Here is a 480-nt window from a genome sequence, read left to right as displayed (position 1 = left end):
TATGGAATGATGCAGCATCACAAACAACACCACAGGCAACAAATTTAGTTGCTTCAGGTTACTCAGTTACTGTAACCGATACCAATGGATGTGTGATTTCTGCACCGACCAACATTACAGAGCCTTCAGTTTTAGCAATCACTTCGGGAGGAATAAATCCATCGTGTACAGATTCGGCAGATGGATCAGTATGGGTTAATGCACAGGGAGGGGTGATGCCTTATTCATATGAATGGAATTCAAATCCGGCATTAAATAATGATACGATATATAATTTACCAGCATTAGCTGGCGGATATTCTATTCTTGTTACAGATGCAAATAATTGTACAGAGATTACTAACGTTGATTTAGTTGATCCTGCATTATTTACAATCAATGTATCAGGAATTGACGTGTCTTGTTTTGGTGGAAATAATGGGTCAGCAACTGTTTCAGAGAATAATGGTATTTTCCCTTATACTTATTTATGGAGTGATT

General features: G+C 37.5%; 1 protein-coding gene. It reads left to right on the top strand.

All coding sequences use genetic code 11. The annotated features are described in order from the left end of the window. On the top strand, nucleotides 1–480 hold a 480-nt coding region (locus tag FRY74_RS12800; RefSeq protein WP_189765285.1), incomplete at both ends, for a SprB repeat-containing protein.

The organism is Vicingus serpentipes (genome assembly GCF_007993035.1).
Taxonomy (GTDB): domain Bacteria; phylum Bacteroidota; class Bacteroidia; order Flavobacteriales_E; family Vicingaceae; genus Vicingus; species Vicingus serpentipes.
The sequence above is the reverse complement of the archived record's forward strand: the minus strand, read 5'-3'. Positions and strand labels throughout refer to the sequence as shown.